Consider the following 17,793-nt stretch of genomic DNA (forward strand, 5'->3'; position numbering starts at 1 on the left):
GGCCGGCTGCGCAGCCGGCCGGGTTGGGGCGCTCACCCGCGGCAGGGTGCCGGGGGTGAGCGCCTGGTGCGGCGGCAGCAGGCGCGCCGCCGCTTCCTTGCGCGCCGCGATGGCCGCTGCCAGCTCCGTGTAGCGGGCCATCGCGGCGGACTGCTCCTGCAGCGCGGCCAGATCCTGCTGTGCGCGCTGCTTGGCGGGCGCGGCGGATGCCTCGACATCCGCCAGCATCTCTTCCACCGCGTCCAGCGCAGCGCGGCGGTACAGCGCCTTGATTTCTGCCGACAGCTTGCGGCAGTAATTCAGCAGGTATTCGCCGGACAGCACCGCTCCCGGCTCCACCGTGCCCTCCAGCAGTTCCGGCCCGATGACCGGCATCCGATCAGCAAGCTGCTGATCGCGATCCTCGTTCCAAATCCGGTGGGACTGTCCCCAGCGGCGCAGCAGCTCCTGAAGATGCCACCCGATCTGGGAGGCGCACTGCTCGCGCAGCGAAGACAGAAAACCGTCCAAGCGCTCCTGCTTCTCCTGCTCCGTCTTCGCCCCGGAGAACAGAAAGCCCTTCTTGAAGCCCGGCTTGCGGCTTTCGAGAAACAGCTGCGCCCGATCCCGCAGATCGGCCGGCGTCAGGTTGGCATTCTCGAGCAGTCCTTCCGCCTCACGGCGAACCGCTTCCCGCTCCAGCTGCCGGATATTCTCAAACCGGTCGATCTCCTCCCTGAGGGCGCCCATTTCCCGTTCCAGCTCCGCCGCCTTCTCGGCGCCTCCCATCTCCTGCATCAGCTGCTCCATGTCCTCCTGCAGCGAATCGGCGAACTGCGCCGTATGCTGCTCGGCGATATGATGCGCGGAGCACTCGATGCTGTAAGACAATAGCGGTGCCCGCTTGGCGATCAGCTCCTGCACCAGGCCATCCAGCTGAGCCCGCTGGTTATACGGATGCTCCGGATTCTTCAGCGAGATAAACAGCAAATTCTCGTAATGCACCTGCCACCGCTTGAAAGCCGCCTCCACTTCTTGGCGGTAGGTATCAAAGGATAGCTCCCGCTCCCGGTGCTTATCGATTTGGTTGACTATCAGATATAGCGGTTTGCCCCAATCCGACAGGCTCTTGGCAAACACCAAATTGTTTTCGGACTGGACATGGTTATAGTCCATCACATACAGAACGACATCCGCCAAATGAAGCGCGGAGTGGGTCGCTTTTTGATGGCCGTCGTCCGTCGAATCCACGCCGGGTGTATCCATGAAGACGCCGTGCTCCCCAAGCAGGGGGACTTGATCCCACACTTCCACCGATGAATAGTCACCACCGTTGGTGCAGTAATCGTACAGTTCCTTAAGCGAGACTTGAAGCGGGTCCGCGGTCTCTCTCGGGGCTTCATCCCCTGCGCCTGCGGCCGGATAGATCAGGGCGCGCGGCTCGCCATTGCGGATGGAGACGACGTTGGCGCTGGTCGGCACCGGACCGGATGGTAGCACCTTTCGTCCGCATAAGGAATTGATCAGGCTGGATTTCCCCGCCGAGAAATGGCCGCAAAAGGCGATGGTCATTTCCCCGGCGTCTGCTTTATGTATTAAATCGTCGATAAGACTCGCCGATCTCGCATCGCCCCAAGCGGCAAGCTGCTCTTTCAGAGGCTGCAGCGCAATAGATCCTTGGCTGGCTGTAGTTTGGACAGTGAACGACATGCTGACTACTCTCCCTTGTGTCAATTGACCGAATGAGGCGGCTCATGACGCTTTTTGCCGGAAAACCCATTCAAATAGTTTTATTTTAACATTCCACTGATGGGTTGGAAATCATTTTGCCGGACAAAAAAAATAAAACCGAATACCATTCGGTTTTATCCTGGGCCTTACGCTGCATATACAGGCCGTTAAATCGACGCGCTTTCGAGTTCCGGAATCAAAATTTCAAAAACTTTGCCGTGCTGCAAAATCGTCAAGCCCCGGGACTTGTCCTTCATGACAACGACTTCAGGCTTAACGGACATCCGGTCCAGGTAATGCTCAGGCACGTCGCCCGAATGGCTCACCGTGATTCCTTCGACTTCCTTCTCTTCGTTTTCGCTCAGTTTGCTTTCCACAACCGCATCAAAAATATCGGAAAACATTTCAAAATTGTCTGTGTACACCGAAATGCATTTCATCTAAATCCCATCCTTCTCCATCTTTGTTCTTCCTATCCTGTATGTTCCTTATCTTTTCTGATTTGGGACGTCTTCATACGTTTTTTTCCTTCACGGCACACATCGAGCAGCGGACATACCTGACATTTCGGATTCTGTGCCTTGCAGTGATACCGGCCGAAGAAGATGAGCCTGTGGTGCGTGATCGTCCACTCATCCTTGGGCACCCGCTTCATCAGCTTTTTCTCCACTTCGAGCACCGAGTCCTTCCAGCCCGCAAGGGCAAGCCGCTTGGAAACCCGCTCGACGTGTGTATCCACCGCAATCGCCGGAACGTCAAAAGCATTCGACACCACCACATTGGCCGTCTTGCGTCCTACGCCGGGAAGCTGTACCAGCTTGTCATGCTCTCGTGGAACCTCTCCGCCGTACTGTTCGATCAGAATGCGGCACAGATTGTGGATGTGTTTGGCTTTGTTCCGGTACAGGCCGATCCGGCGGATATCCTGTTCGAGCTCCTCCAAGGGAACCGAAACATAATCCTCAGGCGTTTTATACTTTTGAAAAAGATCCTTGGTTACCTTGTTTACCGTTTCGTCCGTACACTGGGCGGACAACAGAACCGCGATCGTCAGCTCGAACGCATTGCTGTGGTTTAATTCACAATGCGCGTCAGGAAACATCGCTCCGATCGTGTCCAAAATATAGCGAACGGTTTCAGCCTTCATGCGAAGTACCTCCTGCAAAAAAAAACGTCCTGACGCGGGTAAGAACCCCGCATCAAGACGGTGTATCTTATGACCATTCCCAAAGCATACTATTGTTTCTGTATTTCTACAATCGTTCCATTGTTTAAATACAATACAATAGTATCATTTTCTTTCAGGGATTGCACGGTCAATATCGTGTCACCTTGGTGAATATATGCGCCAGGCGAAAGCTTGTATAGGTTGGCATCATTGACATTTTGCCGTTTCACATATATTTCCTTCGCATAACTGTCATATTTCCAGTAGGTCTGGGTCGTTACGTTCAGCACCTTGACCACGGCATTGCCGCTTTCGTCCTTGCGGACTTCGACGCGGTTTCCCGCAGCCAGGTTGCCCAGGCTCAGCGCGCTGCCGGCGTCATTGACGATTTTCGACCCGGTTCCCAGCTTGAACGTTTCCGTCGTGCCGGCATAATCCTTCACCGTAATGCTTGGCGATGCCGCAGAAGAATCCACCGCCGTGATTTGGCCCGTCGTCAGCTTCACGATTTGTGCGGCAGCCGCGTTTGTTCCGTTAAACGTCACGTTGAGGATCTGTCCGGCACGAATATCCGCAAGCTCAACAGCCTGTCCGTTATCTCCTGTCAGTGCGGCCTTGTCCAGATAGAACTGGCTCGTCACGCCATCCTTCTTCACCGTAATTCGGCTGCTGGTATAGTTCATGTCCACGACTTCAAATTGAACCGTCGATTTCAATAGAATGGACGAAATGGCATCTTGCGTCGCATTCAGCACGAGGGCGACATCACTGCCGATCTTCACGTCGGACATCGACGCGTTGCTCTTGCCGTATGCCTGTACAGCAGGATTACTGTATGGCAGCACGAGTGTTTCCCCGCCAGGGGTTACCACAGTTATCTTCTTGGCAGCCGTATCGATCGCGGTTACCTTGCCGTCGTACTGGTAGATGACTTCAAGCGACAGCGCCCGGTTCGTCAGATAGCTGACGTTCACTTTACGGCCGGTCGTCAGCAGCGATTCGATGCCGGACAGTGTCGGATTGGCCGTGTTGTACACCAGCTTGGTTTTATCGTCAAGCGTCACAACGAACGGTTTTTTGTTGGCGTCCATCAGCGTGAGCAGCTTCGTCTTCGGTTCATAGGATACAACCGAGGCTCCGCGTTTTTGCTCCATCTGGCGGTTCAGCACTTCGATTTTGGTTACCTGCTCGTCAGGATTCAGCGTAATTTGCACCTGGTCGCCAGCGGTGGAATCCGCGATCAGATCGCTAAGAAGCGGTGCGCTGATGCCGCTGATGACGATTTCCGGCTTGCTGGCAAGAAGCTTCACTTCAAGTGCTCCGCCGTCCCGCTTGTAGGTGATGGTCGAGCCGTTTGCTCCAACCTCATACAAGGATCCGCGGATCGTACGCTCCACTCCCTGTTTTAATTCAATGGATTGAATCATGTTGTTTCTGATCGTGTAATTAATGGTCGAGCCCGCTTTCAGTTCGGATGGAGACAGAATCTCATTCTGGTAACTGAAGAACGAGTTGGCATCCCAAGTGTAGCTCTCGAGATTGCCCGCGTCATTTTTGATAACGAGCGACTTGGTGGCCGTATCGATGCTCTGCAGCGTTCCGGTGCCCGTCTTGTTCACGATCCCCGATTTCACTTGAACGATGACCGTTTTCTTCGCGGAGCTGAACGTTTCACGAGATACCGATACCTTGCTGCCGACCGCGATGGCGGAAGGATCGATCTTCGCACCGTTCTGATCCAGGAACGTCGTGCCCGCATCATATGTAAACTGCTGGAACGTGCTGTTCGTTTCGATCCAGAGAATGTTCCCCGGAGACAGCTTCTGGAACGTTCCTTCCGTGCTTTCCAGCTGAACGGTTGGATCCGTCACTTCCACATACCCTGCCTTCGTCCCGCTGCCGATGACCATCACTTTGGTGTACGGCTTCAGTTCCGTAAAGGCAATCTTCGTTTCCGAATCCTTTGTAAAATATCCGGTTGTCGCATCAAGGGCGTAGCTCTTCACACTGCCGTCTACATACAAATCAAGCTTATTATCGCTCAGCCCGGTGATGATGCCTTCGGCGGAGTTGTCGTACTTAATGTTGTTGTAGGCTTCGGCCCGGCTGAAAAAGGTCGCCAGCTGGGCGCGCGTAACCGAACCTTGCGGATCAAAGCGGTTACCATCCACACCATTCGTCAATCCCAGCTCCAGTGCCACGTTCACAAAGCCGCGTTTTGAAGCGGAAATCTTGCCGTTATCGGCAAACGTCGTGGCCTTCGAGGCTGCGGCGGAAGCTTGGCTTTCCTTGCCCAGAGCGCGGACGAGCACTTCGGTGATCCACTCCCGGCTCGCCTTCCGCTCGCCCCAGTTTCCCTTTTGACCGGTGGCCGCGCTTTCGGATGCCTTGTTCAGCAGGCTTTGCTGGAAAGCGAGTGCAACGTATGGCTTGAAATAATTATTTACGACGACATTCTCCGGCAGCGCAACGGCCGTGTCCGTGCTCAGCTTGTTCTGAAGCCCGGCAAAACGGATCGCCATCGTAACAGCTTCCTGCTGGGTCACATAATCGTTTGGACGGAACAGCCCTTTATCACCGAGGATGATGCCTTGGGCAGCAAGCTTGTATATATGCTTCTCAGCCCAGAATCCGCTCTTGACGTCACTGAACTGGCCGGCAGAAGCTGCTGTTACACTTGCTCCGGTCGTCGCCGGGGTATCCGCGAATACGGCTGTGCCCGAGCTTAATGCCATCATACCGACCAGGACGGCGGAGACGACTTTTTTAGAAGGTAAGGAATGATTGCTGCGTTTCTGAACCATGATAGTGCCCCTCTCTGAAATAAATAGAAAGAACTAAAGCGGAGGCGCCCGTTCCCCAGGAATCATAGCTCCCACAAAGGATGCGCGACGCTCCAACTTTAGTTCGATACTATCAGCCATGCTCTAGCTGTATATAATTCGACATCCAGGAGCCGAGCTCCTGCTATATTTCCTGAAATTCCCCAAAAAAATCAGTGTCTTGTCATCGGATGCTCCAAATCGACATGCCCCATCAGGCTTTCCACCTTGGCGCCGTCAACCAGCAGTTCGATCGACTTCACTTCGTCAAACTGGAACAGCGTGTTGTCGAGCGCGTCCAAGGCGAACTGCTCGCCCCCTGCACCAAGACGGGCCTCATCCGGCATATGAATGTCGATGGTGAGCTGACCGTCCTTCATGCTCAGCGATTTAAGTTCCACCTTGCCCCAGAGAGGAACGAGGTCCGATTTGTCGCTGGCCTGCAGCGCTTCGAACGCCTTCTTATACTTTTCATCATCGCTGCTGAAGCTGATTTCCTTCTGGACTTTGTGCAAATCCAGCTCCTCAGGATCTGTATAATAGACATCGATATTCAAGCTTTTTTGGTTCGAATTCGTCGTTTGTGTGGACGTGGATTGGCCCTGGCCAGTCGACTCTTGACCCTGTCCTTGCCCTTGCGAACCGGATGAGGTCTGACCTTGGTCTGAACCTTGGTCCTGCCCGCTGTCGGAAGTAACGGCACCGTTGGTGCCTTCGGTTCCCGTTTCTCCGGCTGCCGTATCTCCGCCGCTTCCAGTCACCTGCTGATCGGAGGCCGTCTCCTGCTGCTGCTCTGGTGAGGCGGTCGGCTTCTGGCCGCAGCCTGCCAAAGCAACCAACGCCAGAGCCAGAACCCCTGCACACCAAACTTTTTTATTCATTGACTTCCCGCCTCCTTGTTCCTGCGACTCATCATGATTTCACACCTAAATACTCTTTAATACCACTGACAATGCCTTTGGCAACCCGCTGCTGGAAGCTTTCCGAGAAAAGGGCAGCCTCGTCGTTTTTGTTGCTCAGATAACCGACTTCCAGCAGCACAGCCGGCATCTTCGTCTCGCGAATGACGTGGAAATTGCCGTAGCGAACGCCGCGGTCCTTCAGTCCGGTGGCTTGTACCAGGTACTTATGCATCACGTTGGCCAGCGCCTTGCTGGCATCCCGCTGATAATAGGTTTCACTTCCTGTTGCCACAGAGGAGCCTGCACTGTTCGCATGAATGGAAATAAACACATCCGCCTTCAAATCGTTGGCGATCTTTACCCGTTCGCTCAGTTCAAGGAACGTATCGTCACTGCGGGTAAGTACGACATCGATGTTAGGATCATTTTTGAGCAGAGCCCCTACTTTGAGGGCAACCGCCAAGTTAAACGCTTTTTCTTTTTTGCCGGAAACGCCTGATGCGCCAGGATCCTGATCGCCATGGCCTGCATCAATGACGACGATTTTTTTGCCGCCTCCGCCAACTGGAGTGGAAGGAGTGCCGCTGTCTGATGTGTTCAAGTCGATGATATACATCCCGTTTTCATTGGTCAGCTTATAATTTTTTGCATAATTCAGATCAATGACCACGCGTACCGTGGAAGGATTATCGTTATACAGCGAGTAACGGACTTTGGATACATCCGGATAGCCGCTGACGTTGATTGAGCCGTTATAATTGCTGTCCAGCGGAGAAGAACCGCTGAATTGATCCGAAAATTTCGCGTTCGTCAGATCGATGACGACCCGATCGGGACCAGTCATTTTAAAACTGCTGGCCTTAACCGACCCGCTGGTTGCGATCAGCAGCCGGTTGTCGCTGAAGCTGAGTCCATTGACGAGCCCGACGCTGCTGTCGTTATCGCCGCTGCCGCTGCCGGGTACGGTTGTCCCGCCGTTGCCTGCACCGGTGCCGGCATTTCCGCTGTTTCCGGCATTCGAATCCGGGGTAATTAAATATACCACTTTCTTCACATTATCCCAGCTGACGGTCAGTCCCATTTGCTCACTCACAAAGCGAAGCGGGACGATGACCGTGTCGGTGCGCAGAATCGGCGCGATATTAAGTGCAACCTTACTGCCGTTAACCGTAGCATTCTTTTGATTAACAACAAGCTTTATGACTGTCGAGTCCTTTTGTATGGTTACCGTGCCGGTCTTCTGCTCCCATGCGACTTCAAATCCCAGACTCTCTCCGACCACACGAAATGGGATCATCGTATTACCCTTCACATTTTCAACCACTGCATTACCTGTTAGCTTCAGCTCATTGTCATTCAAAAAAATCTTTGTGCTCCCTGCCGCAGCCTGTCCATTATGAGGAAACGCCAAAATGAAGACAAATATAAACGCAAACAAAAAACCAAACTTCTTCATTATTCACCCCTACCATTCTCAAATTTTTCAACTGCTTTTTGACGTTTCGGCTTCGGCATCTTCGACATCACCAGACATTTATTAGACGCGAGCCCCCTTGAAAAGTTGCGAATATATTCCTCTATATGCAAAAGTTTTACTATGACTTTGGATGGACAAAACCGGGATTTTATGTATTATCGATTCAAACACCCCTGCTGAAAAGCATGGTTCCCGCAAAAAAAGCATGCCGACTCCCAATAGGAATCGGCATGCTTCTTCGTTACGATTGAAACGATGATCTACTCGCCTCTCTTGATCGGATGGTCGAGATCCATGTGGCCCATCAGACTCTCCACGGCTTGGCCGTCGACGAGGATGTCGATCGCTTTGATTTCGTCGAATTGAAACATCGTTTGCTTGAGCGAGTCGAGGGCAAATTGTTCCCCGCCCGATCCCAGCCGTGCTTCGTCCGGGATATGAATATCCATATGCAGGAGTCCCGTATCCGTGTCCAGCGACATTTTGGTCAATTCGATTTTCCCCCACAGCGGAACGAGGTCGGTGCTGCCGCTGTCTTGAAGCGCTTTGAACGCCTCAACGTATTTCTCAAGAGGAACCTGGTAGCTGATCTCCTTCTGGGCTTTCTTCAGCTCCATTTCCTGCGGGTCGGTGTAATATACATCAATGGTCAATTTCTGAAAGCTGGGTTGATCCTTAGCTGCCTCACCGGTTGAATCACCCTTGGGTTCCCCGGTCCCTCCACTGCTGTCACTGCCCGAATTGCTGCCTGCCGTGCTGTCATCCGGAGCAGTACTTTCCGTAACCGGCGGCGATGTGCTCTCGTCCGCTTGAACCGAGCTCGGTTCGGAAGCGCTCGCTGGGGGTGGAGGAGCCGTCTTCGCTTTCTGACCGCAGCCTGCTCCCACAATCATCACAGCGGACAGAAGAACTGCGCACCATATTTTTTTATTCACCATAACACTCCTTTCAGCCAAGTTCCGAATTCTATAATCCCAAATATTCCTTAATGCCGCTCACAATTCCCTGCGCGACGGACTGCTGGACGTTTTCGGAGAACAAGGTTGCCTCATCCTTCGGATTGCTCAGATAACCAACCTCCAGGAGAACAGCCGGCATTTTGGTCTCCCGAATGACGTGGAAGTTGCCGTATCTCACTCCCCGGTCCGCCAGGCCGGTAGCCTGAACCAAATACTTGTGCAGCACGTTCGCCAGCGATTTGCTTGCATCACGCTGATAATAGGTTTCGCTGCCGCTCGCCGCAGACGAGCCTGCGCTGTTCGCATGAATGGATACAAATACGTCGGCATTCAGATCGTTGGCTATTTTAACACGGTCCTTCAACTCGAGGAAAGTGTCATCGCTTCTCGTCAGAACAAAATCGATATTCGGCTCGCTCCCGAGAAGCTGTCCGACCTTCAGGGCAACCGCCAAGTTGAAGTCCTTCTCCTTCGTTTTCGAATAGCCGATCGTCCCGGGATCCTTGGCACCGTGCCCGGCGTCGATCACGACGACCTTCTTCCCGCTGCCCCCGACCGGAACCGACGGCGTCTCGGAAGCTAAATTCAAATCGACGATAAACATCCCGCTTCCGGACGGATCCGGGTAAGCGGCATAGTTTTTGGCATAGTTCAAATCAATCACGATCCGAACGGTGGACGGACTGCTGCTGAACAACGAATACCGGATCCCGGAAACGTCGGGATACCCGCTGACGTCCAGTTTCCCTTGAGCGTCAGCGCTCAAGGGAAGCGTCTCGCCCAGTGCTCCTGAGAATTGGGTCTGCGGCAGATCCACGACGATGCGGTCCGGATTTTTCATCGAAAACACTTTCGGGACCACATTTCCATTACCGGAGGTAGCGATCATCAGGCGGTTGTCGCTAAAACTGATGCCAGTCAGCTCGTCAGTCCCCTCCTGGCCGGTCACGCCGGATCCTTCAGAACCGCCTGACGGAGCGGTGCCTTCCGGATTGCCGTTCCCCGTATCAGGAACCGGTATTGTGCCTCCACTCCCTGCTCCTGTTCCCGGATCGGCTCCCGACGGATTCGATCCATCCGTCGACAGATACACAGTTTTGTTGACGCCATCCCAACTGACCGCAAGACCCATTTGTTCGCTCACGAACCGGATCGGCACAACGACGCTGCCCTTCTGCAGGAGCGGCGGCTGATCCAGGCTCACCTTTTTGCCGTTCACGGTTGCCGATTTCTGCTTCACGACTAGCAGCATCTTGGTGCTGCCTTTCTGAATCGTGACCTTCTGCGACTTCTGCTCCCAATCTACGGCAAATCCAAGATTTTCACCGACCACGCGGAAGGGAACCATAATGCTCCCGTTCACGTTGACAACCCCTGCGTCCGCAGGCATGTCCAGTTGTTTCCCGTCCAGCACGATCTCCGTGCCGCTTGCCGCCGATACCGACGGCGCCTGGGCGCCGACAATAAAGGCGAACATTAATAAAAACAGTAAAAAGCCGAATTTCTTCATGTTCCACCTCTGACAAACTGATTTTTTGCTGCTGCTCGTGACAAGCCGCAGAATGTATGTATAAAAAAAACATTAACGGTATTTGACCTGTAACAATTTCTGTGCGCTAAGCTTATATTCCTGCTTGATTTTACAAATTTTTACCTGTTTTGTTTCCCGATTTATCCAAATATCGACCTCCCTTGACTCCTTCGGCTCCTCGGGTATACTCCAGCGCCCAGCAAAAAAGCCCCCACACTCCTTATCGGAGCATGGGAGCTTATAATGAAGGGCAGTGCCCATCCGGCTGGATAAGTTACGCGAACAAGCGATCCGCGTGCTTTTGCTCATAGGCGGAGATGGCGTCTTCATGCTGAAGGGTCAGGCCGATATCGTCCAGGCCTTGCAGCAGGAATTGCCGGCGGTGCTCATCCAGGTCGAAATCGATACGCAGTCCTTGGGCATCCGTGATCGTTTTGTTTTCCAGGTCGACGTTCAGCTCGTAGCCTTCATTTGCTGCCGTACGCTGGAACAGGTCTTCCACCTGCTCTTCAGACAGTTTGATCGGCAGAATGCCGTTCTTAAAGCAGTTGTTGTAGAAAATGTCTGCGAACGATGGAGCGATGATGCATCTGAACCCGTAATCCATGATCGCCCATGGCGCATGCTCACGGGAAGAACCGCAGCCGAAGTTCGCTCTGGAGATCAGAACCGAAGCTCCTTTATAGCGCGGCTGGTTCAGCGAAAACTGCGGGATGTCGTTGCCCTGCTCATCGAATCTCCATTCATAGAACAGAAATTGTCCGAAACCGGTGCGTTCGATCCGCTTCAAAAATTGTTTAGGAATGATGGCATCCGTATCCACGTTCACCCGGTCTACCGGAGCGACGAGACCTGTTAATTTCGTAAAAGCTTCCATGTTTATTCTCCTCCTTAGCTGCTGACCGCTTCCGTTTTGAAGTTCCAATCACGGACATCCGTGAACCGACCCTTGATCGCTGCTGCTGCAGCCATTGCCGGAGACACGAGGTGCGTGCGTCCGCCGCGGCCTTGACGGCCTTCGAAGTTCCGGTTGGACGTCGATGCGCAGCGCTGTCCCGGCTGGAGAACGTCCGGGTTCATCGCCAGGCACATGCTGCATCCGGCATCGCGCCATTCGAAGCCCGCTTCGGTGAAAATTTTGTCCAGTCCTTCCTTCTCCGCCTGGATCTTGACGCGTCCCGAACCCGGAACGACGATCGCCGTTACCCGGTCGGACACTTTGTGCCCCTTGGCTACCTGGGCCGCAGCGCGCAGATCCTCGATCCGGCCGTTGGTGCAGGAACCGATAAACACGTAGTCGATTTCGATTTCCGACATCGGCGTTCCCGGCGTCAGGCCCATATATTCAATCGCTTTTTCAGCTGCTTTGCGTTCGTTTTCGGTCGGCAGTTCCGCCGGCACCGGCACGCGAGACGTAATGTCCGTACCCATACCCGGGCTCGTTCCCCAGGTCACTTGCGGGATCAGGGTTTCCACGTCAAACTCTACAACGCGGTCGTATGCTGCGCCTTCGTCGGTGACGAGCTGCTTCCACTGCTCCACCGCTTGGTCAAAGTCGCTGCCTTGCGGCACGTATTGGCGTCCGCGCAAGTATTCGAATGTCGTTTCATCCGGAGCGATCATGCCCGCTCTCGCACCGCCTTCGATCGACATGTTGCAGACGGTCATGCGCTCTTCCATCGACAGCTCGCGAATCGCTTCGCCCGTGTACTCAATGACATAACCTGTAGCAAAATCCGTGCCATACTTGGCAATAACGCCGAGGATCATGTCTTTCGCCGTTACGCCGGGGTTGCGCTTGCCGACGAAGCGCACTTCCATCGTCTTCGCTTTGGCCTGCTGCAAGCATTGGGTAGCCAGCACGTGTTCCACTTCGCTTGTGCCGATCCCGAATGCCAGAGCGCCGAATGCGCCGTGAGTCGAGGTGTGGCTGTCCCCGCAGACGATCGTTTTGCCCGGATGGGTCAGACCGAGTTCCGGCCCCATAACGTGCACGACCCCTTGATCAATCGTATCCAGATCAAAGAGGGTGACGCCGAAGTCGCGGCAGTTCTGCGACAGCGTGTCGATCTGCTGCTTGGAGATCGGGTCTTTAATGTTAAAGCGGTCCTTCGTCGGTACGTTATGGTCCATCGTTGCGAACGTCAGCTCCGGACGGCGCACCTTGCGGCCGCTCAGGCGCAGGCCCTCGAAGGCTTGCGGGGACGTTACCTCGTGGACGAGGTGCAAATCGATGTACAAAATGCTCGGCTTGCCTTCTTCCTGATGAATCACGTGGTTATCCCAGATTTTCTCAAACATCGTTCTTTTACTCATCACTGTCACCTCTTCATGGTTTCGTTCCTTGGAAGAGACGCCGGACAGAAGTCGATTCAGCCCGGCAGCCTCTTGAATTAAACTAAATATAGCATTTGCAGCTTAATTGATCCAAGATATAATATCTATAAAAGTAATAGGAATTAACTATCAAGCAAAGCGTGGTTTATCCGCTACTTTATAGAAAGCAAAGGAAGGTGTCTCATGGAACTTAGACAGCTGCAATACGCACTCCAAATCGCCCAAGAGCGAAATTTTTCCCGGGCCGCCGAGAAGCTGCACATCGCCCAGCCCTCCTTGAGCCAACAGCTGTCCAAGCTGGAGAAAGAGCTCGGGGTGCTGCTGTTCCAGCGCAATACAAGCACAGTGGAACTGACGCATGCCGGGGCTTCCTTCATGGAGCAGGCCCAAAAAATTATAGACGCCGTGGAGCTGCTGCGCCAGGAAATGGCTGATATATCCCAGCTGAAGAGCGGCAAGGTGGTCATCGGCAGCATGCCGATTACAGGCGCGCACTTGCTTCCGCATGTGCTTCCCACATTCAAACGCCAGTACCCTGACATCGAAATCACCCTGCTGGAGGACTCCTCTATGAACCTGGAAAAGCTTACGGCGGGAGGCAAGTCGGACCTCAGCCTGCTCTCCCTGCCGCTGCAGGAGCCTTCGCTGACATACGAGGTAATCGGCGAAGAAAAGATCGACCTTGCCGTACCGGAATCGCATCCGCTCGCTGCCAGAGCCAAAGCCGGGAAGCCGGTTCCGGTCCGGATCGATGAGCTGAGCGGGGAATCGTTTATCGTGCTCAAAAAGGGACAGGGCTTCCGCAAAATAACCTTCGACCTGTGCCAGCAGGCCGGTTTCGAGCCCAAGGTCGTCTTTGAGAGCAACAACATGGAGACGATCCAGTCGCTCGTCGCCACGGGCATGGGCATCACGCTGGTACCGCGTTTTATCGCGCGGGCACCGCGAAGCGAATTCGTGCCGGTATACCTTCCCCTTGCCGAGCCGGTGCCGAGCCGGACACTTGTGGTCGCATACCGGCGCGGACGGTATTTGTCCAAAGCGGCGGAGGCTTTTATCGAAACGTTCAAGGATACGCTGAATGATCTGGTCTAAAAAACGTGTAAAGGCCCGGGCGGATAGCCCGGACCTTTTTTCCATGTGCAGTTTCCGGTTTGATGATTGAGGTTTGAGGTTTGAGGTTACGGTTTACGGTAAATATCGGGGCGACGGTCCTCGAACACCGGAATCCGGCCTCTCACTTCATCGACCAGCCCAAGATCGAGTTCACCGGTCACGATCTCTTCGCCTTCGCCGCCCTCAGCCACAATCTCGCCCCAGGGGTCGATGATGAGCGAATGTCCGAAGAACTCGGTGCTTCCGCTCACCCCGACGCGGTTGCAGGCGATGACATACATCTGGTTCTCGATCGCCCGGGCCATCAGCAGCGTGCGCCAGTGGTGAAGGCGCGGATTCGGCCATTCGGCAGGCACGATCAGCACCTTTACCCCGTTCAGCGCCTGGGTGCGGGCCAGTTCCGGAAAACGGATGTCGTAGCAGATTGAAGCGCCGGCCTGAAAGCCCTCACGCAATGTAAAGCTGACAATTTCATCGCCGGCCTCTAGATGCTTCTCCTCGTCCATCAGCCGGAACAGGTGAATCTTGGAATATTGGGCCGTCGTGTCACCTTGTTCATTAAAAACGTACATCGTGTTGTAGATGCCGCCGTCCTTCTTCTCCGCGATGGAGCCACCAACGATCGTCACCCCGTGCCGCTTGGCAAAAGCCGATAACCATTCCCGGCTCTCCCTGCCATCCGGATCCGCAAGCTCCTGGATCTGCTCCAGCGCGTAACCAGTATTCCACATTTCGGGCAGCACCAGCAGTTCCGGCTTCGGCTCCGCAGACACCGCCTGTTCCAGCAGGACTTCCATATGGCGGCGGTTCGCCTCCGGCTGGCCGATTTGAATATCGGCCTGTATTAAAGCGGCTCGCAGCACCGCGCGTTCATTTAAAGGCATGATTGGTTCCTCCCCTGGATCATGGCGCGAACGGCTTGATCCGCAAATCTCATTTGTATACCATCATAGTCCCTGCCCATTCCGCGTGCAAGCAGTCATTTCCCTCTATACAGCCCTGATAAATCGTGATAGATTTAAACATATTATTCTCGAGTCCAGACCGGAGTGATTTGATATGCATTCATCAGAGGACAACGCACGTCCGACATCCGCTTTTCCCATCGTACCCGCCGAAGTGATGACCCAGCTGCCGACCCAGTTTTTCGCTACCCTCGTGCAGAAGGTGAACCGGGAAATCGCCGCTGGGCATGACGTCATCAATCTGGGGCAGGGCAATCCCGATACACCCACGCCGGGACACATCGTATCCGCGCTGCAGGAGGCGGCAGCCAACCCGCTCTATCATAAATATTCGCCGTTTACCGGCTTTGCCTTTTTAAAGGAAGCGATCGCGAAGCGCTATCTCGAGGATTATGGCGTGGAGCTTGACCCTGAGAAAGAGGTTGCCATTTTGTTCGGCGGCAAAACGGGACTCGTGCAGCTCCCGCAGATTTTGCTCAATCCCGGCGATCTGTGCCTCGTTCCGGATCCGGGATACCCCGATTACTGGTCCGGCGTAGCGCTGGCCAAAGCCGAAATGTCGTTTATGCCGCTGCTGGCGGACAACGCCTTCCTGCCGGATTACGGCCGGATCAGCCCGGCGGACCGGGCACGCGCCAAGCTGATGTTCCTGAATTATCCGAACAATCCGACATCGGCCGTCGCCCCGCTAAGCTTCTATGAGGACACGGTCCGCTTCGCCAGAGAGCACGGCATCGTCGTCGCAAGCGACTTTGCTTACGGTGCCATCGGCTTTGACGGCGAGCGCCCCGTCAGCTTCCTGCAGGCACCAGGCGCCAAGGAAGTCGGCATCGAATTCTACACCCTGTCCAAAACGTACAACATGGCTGGCTGGCGTGTCGGATTTGCGCTGGGCAACAGGGACGTGATTTCGCTCATCAACAACCTGCAGGATCATATTTACGTCAGTCTGTTCGGCGGCATCCAAGCCGCTGCTGCTGCGGCGCTCACCTCCTCCCAGGACTGCGTACAGCAGCTCGTGCAGCGGTATGAATCGCGTCGCAACGCCTTTTTCGACGGTCTCGGCCGCATCGGCTGGGCGGCGGAGAAGCCGGGCGGTTCCTTCTTCAGCTGGCTGCCGGTGCCCAATGGCTTTACGTCGGAGTCGTTTGCCGACCTCCTGCTGAAAGAAGCCAAGGTGGCCGTTGCTCCCGGCATCGGTTTCGGCCGGCATGGCGAAGGCTACGTCCGCGTCGGGCTGCTGACCTCCGAGGAGAGGCTGCAGGAAGCAGCCGAGCGGATCGGACGGCTGAATCTGTTCGTATAACCTTTTGCAAAGACCGCCGCTTCGTGGTATTCTAGGTGAAAATAAAGCGGATGAACCAAAGGAAGCATCGTTGAAACATAATGAAACGCGTTGACGGGACCAGTAAGAACGGCAACTCGCGCCCAGAGAGTAAATTCCACCGGCTGAAAGAATTTACCGCGAGCCCTTCCGAAACCTACCCCTGAGCGGCCTGCCTGTGTGCAGGACAGTGCCTTCTGTTACAGGGCCCAAAGCCGGATGATCCAATCATCAATAAAGGTGGTACCGCGGAAGTATAAACTTTCGTCCTTTACTCCAAAGGACGAAAGTTTTTTTGTTGTACCAAGAAGTTTTTATGAGGAAAACAGAGCAGTCTTATATTAGAAAAGGAACGTGATATCATATGCCATCTCGAGTCGTCGTCAAAATCGGCAGCAGCTCGCTCACTAGCGTTGAAGGCGGACTGAACCGCGATGCGGTCGCTTTCTTTGCGGGCGAAATTGCAGCACTCATCAAAGCCGGATGCGAAGTGCTGCTGGTCACCTCCGGTGCCGTCGCGGCCGGTTTCCGGGCGATCGGCTACAGCTTCCGGCCCAAGCTTCTGCACGAAAAGCAGGCCGCAGCCTCCGTCGGCCAGGCGCTGCTTATGCAGGCGTACCAGGAAGCATTCGCCTCGCACGGCATCACCGCCGCGCAAATCCTGCTGACCCGCACCGACTTTTGCAGCCGCAAGCGCATGAACAATGCCAGCATGACCGTCGAGGAGCTGCTGAAGCAGGGGGCGGTCCCCATATTCAACGAGAACGATACCGTTTCGGTGGATGAGCTGAAATTCGGCGACAACGACACGCTGTCGGCGCTCGTCGCCAACCTGGTCAAAGCCCAGCACCTGCTGATCCTGACCGATACGGACGGTCTTTATACGGCCGATCCGCGGAATAATCCGAATGCGATCCGGTTTGACCATGTCGGAGAAATTACCGAGGAGATCTACTCCATTGCCGGCGGCGCCGGTTCATCCGTCGGTACGGGCGGTATGCGTTCCAAAGTAGATGCAGCCAAAATCGCCACCCGCGGCGGCGTGCCGGTCTTCGTGGGCCGCGTGACCGAGAACGGCGATCTTCGCAGCGCCATGGAAGGCCGCGGCAAAGGAACCTACTTCGACACCGAGCTGCACTCGCTGCCGATGAAAAAACAGTGGCTCGGATTCATGTCCACGCCGCTTGGCACTCTCTACGTGGACCGGGGAGCAGAGGAAGCGCTCGTTCATGGCGGCCACAGCCTTCTCCCCGTTGGCGTGAAGCAGGTCGAAGGCCAGTTTCATGCCGGCGACGTCGTCGAGGTGCTGAACCTGGAAGGGACGGTATGCGGCCGCGGCATCGTCAATTATGACGATGAGCAGCTCAGGCGGATTCAGGGCTTGGGCAGCGCTGAAGTGATCCGGACGCTGGATACCGTTCACCGGCTCGAAGTGATTCATAGGGATGAGTGGATTACCTTAAAATAGGTTACTCACATAAT

The 17,793-nt window shown here is 54.8% G+C and carries 14 protein-coding genes; 3 read left to right on the forward strand and 11 right to left on the reverse strand.

Translation table 11 applies throughout. From position 1 onward, the window contains the following. The 10 genes from BCV73_RS16975 to leuC form a co-directional block, all read right to left on the reverse strand. A partial coding sequence (locus BCV73_RS16975) for a dynamin family protein (RefSeq protein WP_179232022.1) occupies window positions 1–1,689 on the reverse strand: 1,689 nt, incomplete at its 3' end. A gap of 188 nt (window positions 1,690–1,877) precedes the next feature. Continuing rightward, window positions 1,878–2,150, reverse strand: coding sequence for an NAD/NADP transhydrogenase alpha subunit (locus BCV73_RS16980; RefSeq protein WP_076170940.1), 273 nt, complete (start codon window positions 2,148–2,150; stop codon window positions 1,878–1,880). Between the two features lie 32 nt (window positions 2,151–2,182). Further along, a complete protein-coding gene (gene nth, locus BCV73_RS16985; protein WP_076170938.1) occupies window positions 2,183–2,857 on the reverse strand; it encodes an endonuclease III in 675 nt (224 codons plus the stop codon). 89 nt (window positions 2,858–2,946) lie between these two features. Next, window positions 2,947–5,682 (reverse strand): S-layer homology domain-containing protein, encoded by a 2,736-nt coding sequence (locus BCV73_RS16990; RefSeq protein WP_089548004.1) that lies wholly within the window; start codon window positions 5,680–5,682, stop codon window positions 2,947–2,949. 191 nt (window positions 5,683–5,873) lie between these two features. After that, window positions 5,874–6,581, reverse strand: a complete 708-nt coding sequence (locus BCV73_RS16995) for a GerMN domain-containing protein (protein WP_089548005.1) — start codon at window positions 6,579–6,581, stop codon at window positions 5,874–5,876. A 31-nt stretch (window positions 6,582–6,612) separates the two neighbouring features. After that, window positions 6,613–8,058, reverse strand: a complete 1,446-nt coding sequence (locus BCV73_RS17000; RefSeq protein WP_089548006.1) for an N-acetylmuramoyl-L-alanine amidase family protein — start codon at window positions 8,056–8,058, stop codon at window positions 6,613–6,615. A gap of 281 nt (window positions 8,059–8,339) precedes the next feature. Then, window positions 8,340–9,014 (reverse strand): GerMN domain-containing protein, encoded by a 675-nt coding sequence (locus tag BCV73_RS17005; RefSeq protein ID WP_089550292.1) that lies wholly within the window; start codon window positions 9,012–9,014, stop codon window positions 8,340–8,342. Between the two features lie 31 nt (window positions 9,015–9,045). Further along, on the reverse strand, window positions 9,046–10,548 hold the full coding sequence (locus BCV73_RS17010; protein ID WP_089548007.1) for an N-acetylmuramoyl-L-alanine amidase: 1,503 nt from the start codon (window positions 10,546–10,548) through the stop codon (window positions 9,046–9,048). 295 nt (window positions 10,549–10,843) lie between these two features. Next, window positions 10,844–11,446: a 3-isopropylmalate dehydratase small subunit gene (gene leuD, locus BCV73_RS17015; protein ID WP_076170928.1), complete on the reverse strand. Its 603-nt coding sequence runs from the start codon at window positions 11,444–11,446 to the stop codon at window positions 10,844–10,846. 14 nt (window positions 11,447–11,460) lie between these two features. Beyond that, window positions 11,461–12,885, reverse strand: a complete 1,425-nt coding sequence (gene leuC / locus BCV73_RS17020; protein ID WP_089548008.1) for a 3-isopropylmalate dehydratase large subunit — start codon at window positions 12,883–12,885, stop codon at window positions 11,461–11,463. Window positions 12,886–13,089: 204 nt separating this feature from the next. On the opposite strand from leuC, the gene BCV73_RS17025 reads away from it, so the two are divergent. Continuing rightward, entirely contained in the window at window positions 13,090–14,001 is a 912-nt protein-coding gene (locus BCV73_RS17025) for a LysR family transcriptional regulator (RefSeq protein ID WP_076170924.1), read from the forward strand. Between the two features lie 86 nt (window positions 14,002–14,087). Here the strand turns inward: BCV73_RS17025 and BCV73_RS17030 are convergent, their stop codons facing one another. Next, entirely contained in the window at window positions 14,088–14,906 is an 819-nt protein-coding gene (locus BCV73_RS17030) for a carbon-nitrogen family hydrolase (protein WP_089548009.1), read from the reverse strand. 175 nt (window positions 14,907–15,081) lie between these two features. On the opposite strand from BCV73_RS17030, the gene BCV73_RS17035 reads away from it, so the two are divergent. Together BCV73_RS17035 and proB are read left to right on the forward strand one after the other, a co-directional pair. Beyond that, window positions 15,082–16,293, forward strand: coding sequence for a pyridoxal phosphate-dependent aminotransferase (locus BCV73_RS17035; protein ID WP_089548010.1), 1,212 nt, complete (start codon window positions 15,082–15,084; stop codon window positions 16,291–16,293). Between the two features lie 382 nt (window positions 16,294–16,675). Then, on the forward strand, window positions 16,676–17,779 hold the full coding sequence (proB, locus tag BCV73_RS17040) for a glutamate 5-kinase (protein WP_089548011.1): 1,104 nt from the start codon (window positions 16,676–16,678) through the stop codon (window positions 17,777–17,779). Window positions 17,780–17,793: the final 14 nt, after the last annotated feature.

It is taken from the genome of Paenibacillus sp. SSG-1, assembly GCF_002224835.1.
Taxonomy (GTDB): domain Bacteria; phylum Bacillota; class Bacilli; order Paenibacillales; family Paenibacillaceae; genus Paenibacillus_AQ; species Paenibacillus_AQ favisporus.

Coding starts and splice junctions, on each gene's coding strand:
- BCV73_RS16995 (WP_089548005.1), bottom strand. CDS start 6,581: ATGAATAAAAAAGTTTGGTGTGCAGGGGTTCTGGCTCTGGCGTTGGTT.
- leuC (WP_089548008.1), bottom strand. CDS start 12,885: ATGAGTAAAAGAACGATGTTTGAGAAAATCTGGGATAACCACGTGATT.
- BCV73_RS16980 (WP_076170940.1), bottom strand. CDS start 2,150: ATGAAATGCATTTCGGTGTACACAGACAATTTTGAAATGTTTTCCGAT.
- BCV73_RS17035 (WP_089548010.1), top strand. CDS start 15,082: ATGCATTCATCAGAGGACAACGCACGTCCGACATCCGCTTTTCCCATC.
- BCV73_RS17025 (WP_076170924.1), top strand. CDS start 13,090: ATGGAACTTAGACAGCTGCAATACGCACTCCAAATCGCCCAAGAGCGA.
- BCV73_RS17000 (WP_089548006.1), bottom strand. CDS start 8,058: ATGAAGAAGTTTGGTTTTTTGTTTGCGTTTATATTTGTCTTCATTTTG.
- nth (WP_076170938.1), bottom strand. CDS start 2,857: ATGAAGGCTGAAACCGTTCGCTATATTTTGGACACGATCGGAGCGATG.
- leuD (WP_076170928.1), bottom strand. CDS start 11,446: ATGGAAGCTTTTACGAAATTAACAGGTCTCGTCGCTCCGGTAGACCGG.
- proB (WP_089548011.1), top strand. CDS start 16,676: ATGCCATCTCGAGTCGTCGTCAAAATCGGCAGCAGCTCGCTCACTAGC.
- BCV73_RS17010 (WP_089548007.1), bottom strand. CDS start 10,548: ATGAAGAAATTCGGCTTTTTACTGTTTTTATTAATGTTCGCCTTTATT.
- BCV73_RS16990 (WP_089548004.1), bottom strand. CDS start 5,682: ATGGTTCAGAAACGCAGCAATCATTCCTTACCTTCTAAAAAAGTCGTC.
- BCV73_RS17030 (WP_089548009.1), bottom strand. CDS start 14,906: ATGCCTTTAAATGAACGCGCGGTGCTGCGAGCCGCTTTAATACAGGCC.